Here is a 5,522-nt window from a genome sequence, read left to right as displayed (position 1 = left end):
CGTTTGTTGGAACCGGCCAATATGCAGCACACCACCTTCCGGGAACCTCTCGGCAAGAATGATCCGCGCGATTCGGGAAGCGCCTTCGAGGGACTGTGGTCGGATGGATTCAAGCGCAGCGCAGGCGGCTACACGGCGCAGAAGTTCGAGCACATCGCACAGATTGCGCCAGTCGGGGGAGCATCCAGTACTGCCCAGGACATGGGGCGTTACATGCGCATGCTGCTCAATGCCGGAAACATCGATGGCCGCGAGGTCCTCGCGCCGGGTGTATTGGAACGCGTCTACTCTGCGCCGCAGTTTCGCAATGCACCACAAGTCGACGGTTTTTCCTGGGGGTTCTTCGCCAGCAAGCTGGGTACTGTCGAGCTCTATGGCCACGGTGGAGCGACACTCTGGTTCCATTCCTCCGTGCAGCTCGTGCCTGAGCTGGACCTGGGCATCTTCATCTCCACCAATACCGACACCGGGCGCCGATTTGCCGGCGAGTTTCCGGCCCTAGTCCTGCAGCGCTACTTCCAACAAGCCCGGGCAAGCGAACCACCCGCGCTTCCGGAATCCTTCGATGCCAGCCGCTTCGCTGGCCGCTACAACAGTGAGCGCAGCAACTACAGCAGCGTCGAAAAGCTGTTCCTGTCATCGACGATTGAAATTGCCGCAACGCCTGAAGGCGCCCTGGTGATCGCCAGTGATGGCGAAGCATCACGTTATGTCCCGGATGGTGAGCTGAGTTTCCGTGAATCCGAAGGTCCGGGTCACATCAGCTTCCTGATCGATGCAGACGGCCAGGTCGAGGGTATGGCGAATGCGAAAGGACACGTCGTCTATGACCGCGTGCACCCCTGGGATGTCGCCAACATGCTGGTGAACGCACTTGGCGTGATCGGCATCATCGCCGTATTCGTGCTCACTGGCGCATGGCTGCGCCGGGGACGTCGAATAGGTGATCGGCCTCCTGCGCGCTTCAGTGCACGCTGGCTGTACTTCACCGCATTCCTCTGGATTGTCATTGTGGGTGCCGGTGTTTCCCTGTTCGGTGCAGAGGATTCAGATCTCTTCTACAACTTCCCCGGGCCCATCGTCACCTTTGTCACATGGATTGCCGTGCCTGTCATCCTGGCCAGCCTTATCTGCCTGTTCCTGATCGGCTCGGCATGGAAAGCCAAAGGCTGGGGTTTCTGGCGCAAGCTGCGCCACACGCTTGCGGTAATTGCATTCGTTCTCGGATCATTCCTGCTCTGGAACTGGAACCTGCTGCCATGGAAACTCTGATGCCCCGAAAGCGCGCCCAACTCGTTGTTGTTTCCATCCTGTTCGCGCTGGCTGCCGCAGGCTGCAACAAGACACCGACCGAATCGGCATCCGTCACCGCGGATCCCGCGATTCGCTACGACATCGTGATTCGCAATGGCCAGGTCTTCGACGGCAGTGGAGCAGCGCCGCAGGACCTTGACGTGGCCATCAAGGGCGAACGTATCGCCGCCCTGCTCCCACGCGGGGCCCAGGTCGAAACCTATCGGGAAATCGACGCAAAGGGACGTGCCGTCACGCCGGGCTTCATCAATGTCCTGAGCTGGGCTGTCGACAGCCTGATCGCCGACGGACGAGGACTCAGCGACACCCGACAGGGTGTGACAACCGAGATCTTCGGTGAAGGCTGGTCGATGGGCCCGTACAACGAAGCCATGAAGTTGGACGCGGTCAAGCAGCAGGGCGACATCAAGTATGAGATCGAGTGGACCTCGCTTGGCGAATATCTCGACTTCCTGCAGGCCCGCGGAATCACCCCGAACGTGGCTTCGTTCGTGGGCGCCACTACCGTGCGCATCAATGTCCTTGGTGAAGATGACGTCGATCCGGACGAGGAGCAACTCAGGCAAATGCAGGGCATCGTGCGCGAGGCCATGAGCGAAGGCGCGTTGGGCGTAGGTGCATCGCTTATCTATCCTCCTGCGTTCTTTGCCGAGACACCCGAACTGATCGCGCTGGCGTCTGCTGCTGCCGAAACGGGTGGCGGCTATGTTGCCCATATGCGCAGCGAAGCCAACCAGCTCCCGCAAGCCATGGAAGAAACAATCGCGATCGCCAGGGCCACCGGCCAGCACACCGAGGCCTACCACCTGAAGGCGGCCGGTGAGGAAAACTGGCCAAAGATGGCCGAGGTCATCGACCAGATCAATAGTGCTCGCGCGGAAGGCGTCGACATTGCCGCAAACATGTATGCCTACACTGCCGGAGCAACCGGGCTGACCGCAGCACTTCCTCCCTGGGTCCAGGCCGGCGGGCATGAAGCCATGATCGCCCGATTGAAAGACCCCACCGTGCGCAAGAAGCTGATCGAGGAGATGCGCACGCCAAGCGATAATTGGGAAAACCTGCGCCTGCTCGCAGGTGATGATTCGCGTGTGCTCTTCATCGGCTTTCGCAGCGAGGCTCTGAAACCACTCATAGGCAAGACCCTGGCTGAAGTCAGCGAATCGCGAGGCACCGCCGTCGAGGATACGATCATCGATCTGATCATCGAGGATGATTCGCGTGTCGACACCGCCTACTTCCTGATGAGCGAAGAAAACGTCGAACTCGGACTATCCCAGCCATGGACAACGCTTGGATCCGATGCCGAATCCTCGGCGCCGGAAGGCGTCTTTCTCAAGTCGAGCACGCATCCGCGTGCCTATGGCAATTTCGCGCGTTTCCTCGGCCACTACGTCCGCGACCGGAAATTGATGACGCTGGAGGAAGGCATTCATCGACTGACCGGGATGCCCGCGGCCAACTGGAAATTGCGTGACCGGGGGTGTCTCGCAGTGGGCTGCTTTGCGGACATCGTCATTTTCGATCCCGCCCTGATAGCGGACCATTCGACCTATGAGAAACCCATGCAGCTGGCAACCGGAATCGATGATGTATTTGTCAACGGGGTGCAGGTCCTCGACTTCGGAACCCATACCGGAGCAAAGCCCGGGCAAGTCATTCGCGGACCAGGTTGGTCAGGCTTGGAAAAGGAGCAATAGCGTGCTGAACAGGATCCTGATGGGCGCCCTGGGGCTCCTTGCACTTGGTGGCCATGCGCTCGCGCACGAACCTTCGGCAAGCGCGCGCTATGTCGGTAACGAGGGTGTCCTGGTTTCGCGCGGAGATACAAAGGTCATCTTCGACGCGTTCTACTCCGACAGCTATGGCCAATATTCGCTCGTGCCCGATTCGATTCGTGCCGACCTGTTGGCGGGGACTCCGCCGTACGACGGTATCGATGCGGTGTTCGTATCACACGTGCATGGCGACCACTTCAGCGCTGCACCGGCAGTAGCATTCATGCGCGCCCACAAGACCGTACCGATGTACGCGTCGAAGCAGACCTATGACGCCCTGCTCGAGGAAGTGGGCGAAGGTGATCCCCTGCTTTCGCGAGTCATCGTCGCAGACCTGACACCGACCGATGCTGCCAAGCACTTCGAGGTCAAGGGCCTGCAAATCGAGGTTGTCTCGATTCCGCACGCGGGAGGGCCCTCGCGTGCGTCCATCCAGAATCTTTCCTGGCGTGTGACGCTCGACGACAAGACCACTGTCGTCCATTTCGGCGATGCCGGAATCGTGGAGGCCGACTTCGAGCCGCACGCCAGACACTTTGCCGAGCGCCGCGCCGCCGCCGCATTCCCGCCCTACTGGTTCTTCGGGGAAGAAGCCGGCAAAGCCATCATCGCCCGATATTTCAATGCTGATCAGGTCGTCGGCATTCATGTTCCTGCGTCTGCAACGGGTCATGGTGATGAAGCACGCAGGAGACTGGGCGGTGATGTATTCACCGACCCGGGTGAAACCAGGCAGCTCGAATCGAGCTCGGGCGCGGCTGAAAAGAAGCCGAACTAAAGTCCGGCTGGCCCGCTTGCTGGCGGGCCGCGGATATTCGCTGCACGGATATCGACTCTCGATCAGACCACGCCAACATCGCGGGGCTGATCGAGGGCCGGCGCCCGGAACAATGATTGATGTCGCAATTCACTTGTCGAGCCAAGTCTGCAGTCCGTCAGTCGTCGAACGAATCGCTGAAAATGCGATCGTTCACGTCACCGGGAACAACAGGAATATTGACCTGAATGTCATTCGGCGTGACCGGATCGGGTTGAATCTGCTGGGTGCGTGCCCGGATCGGCCAGACCGTTGGGGCGACCTGACTGCCTGGCACCTGGAATTCGAAAGTAAACTCGAATGCACCAACAAGTGCCTGCGAGGCTGCACAAACCATCGACACGTAGCCCGGCTCGTCGGGAAATAGTGGGCCACAAGTCCAGGCCGTGCTGGGCTTTTCAAGGACAACGGCATTGGTGACATTTTCCGGATAGGTGACGCGAAGTCGTGGACCAAACGAGGCATCCGGCCCGTTGTTGGTGAGAGTGGCCGTGAACTGCGCGGTCTGGCCCGGCTGCAACGAACTGGGAAACTGCGAAAGGCTCGGCCTCAAGTCCGAATTGACGGAGATGGACGAAACCACGGTATCCGCATTGTTGATCGTATTGGCATCCACGGTCGAACCGTCAGTCACCAGGCCAACCGAGGTGGAAATGATCCGGGGTGCTGAAGGCGACTTGAACTGGATTGCAACCTCCGGCGCAACGGTTCCGCTCGAAAGTGCTTCGGTGTACTGGCAACTGCCGATGAAGCCATTGCGCGTGCAAGTCCATCCGTTGCCAAACGGCAACAACGAAATCGGGTTTTGCACACTGGAGTCCAGGACAATACTGAACCCGGCACCGCTGATCGTGTCAGGGCCATCATTCGCAAGAGTCACGGTGTAGCCCATGTTCTGGTTGACCCCGACCACGAAGCCTCCGTCATCCATGTCGATAGAGAGATCGGCGACCGATCCACTGATACCGTTCTGATTCTCGAACGCGCCTGCGTCCCAGGTTCGGTTGGTATCGGTGCCGATGATGCGAGGACGAATAAGCCCGTCGAGGTCGTACAGGGCGTCGCCCAACTTTGCACGGGCTGTCAGTTCATCGGCAACGCAAAGATCGATGGCCGGCGAATCGTCGCGCAACAGAAAATTGTCGTCGGCCGCATCGACGAATCGCGCGTCACTGCCCTGAAAGCTGTCGCGCAGATCACTGTCGGGGGCGTCATCGAGAGTGGAAAGATTGTTCGAGAAAACACATACCGAATGCAATAGAGCGTTGTCAGCACCATCGTTCTCGTAAAGCTTGGCCGACTCCATCAGCAGGGTATTGAACAGTCCGATGGACGGTGCATCCAGTTTGGTCCGCATGATGGCGTCATCGACATTCGAATTGCCGGCGATCGTGCTATGGAATGCCCGGAACAAGGTCTGGTTACCATCGAGATGGATGATGTCATCGGCCGTACTGTTGCCGTTGTCATGCAGCACGGTATTGATGATGTCCAGCCTGGAACCAGCGCGCATGTCAAATGCGGCTCCGTGCGGGTACGCGTAGTAGTCAGAAATTGCGCAACCGTCGGTCTGCACTGCCTGGTTGCCCTTGACCCAGACACCATCCAGTTCA

At 59.2% G+C, this 5,522-nt stretch carries 4 protein-coding genes; 3 read left to right on the top strand and 1 reads right to left on the bottom strand.

Annotation, left to right across the window (positions count from 1 at the left end; all coding sequences use genetic code 11):
- The 3 genes from WBP53_RS10775 to WBP53_RS10765 all read left to right on the top strand — a co-directional run.
- A partial coding sequence (locus tag WBP53_RS10775) for a serine hydrolase domain-containing protein (protein WP_423928766.1) occupies positions 1-1,272 on the top strand: 1,272 nt, incomplete at its 5' end.
- Positions 1,272-3,014, top strand: a complete 1,743-nt coding sequence (locus WBP53_RS10770; protein WP_423928764.1) for an N-acyl-D-amino-acid deacylase family protein — start codon at positions 1,272-1,274, stop codon at positions 3,012-3,014. The genes WBP53_RS10775 and WBP53_RS10770, both read left to right, overlap by 1 nt.
- Before the next feature lies 1 nt (position 3,015).
- On the top strand, positions 3,016-3,870 hold the full coding sequence (locus WBP53_RS10765) for an MBL fold metallo-hydrolase (RefSeq protein ID WP_423928762.1): 855 nt from the start codon (positions 3,016-3,018) through the stop codon (positions 3,868-3,870).
- A 157-nt stretch (positions 3,871-4,027) separates the two neighbouring features.
- Here the strand turns inward: WBP53_RS10765 and WBP53_RS10760 are convergent.
- On the bottom strand, positions 4,028-5,522 hold a 1,495-nt coding region (locus WBP53_RS10760), incomplete at its 5' end, for a hypothetical protein (protein WP_423928760.1).

It is taken from the genome of Dokdonella sp., assembly GCF_049593775.1.
Lineage (GTDB): Bacteria > Pseudomonadota > Gammaproteobacteria > Xanthomonadales > Rhodanobacteraceae > Dokdonella.
This window is presented reverse-complemented; position numbering and strand designations above follow the sequence as displayed.

Coding starts and splice junctions, on each gene's coding strand:
- WBP53_RS10770 (WP_423928764.1), top strand. CDS start 1,272: ATGCCCCGAAAGCGCGCCCAACTCGTTGTTGTTTCCATCCTGTTCGCG.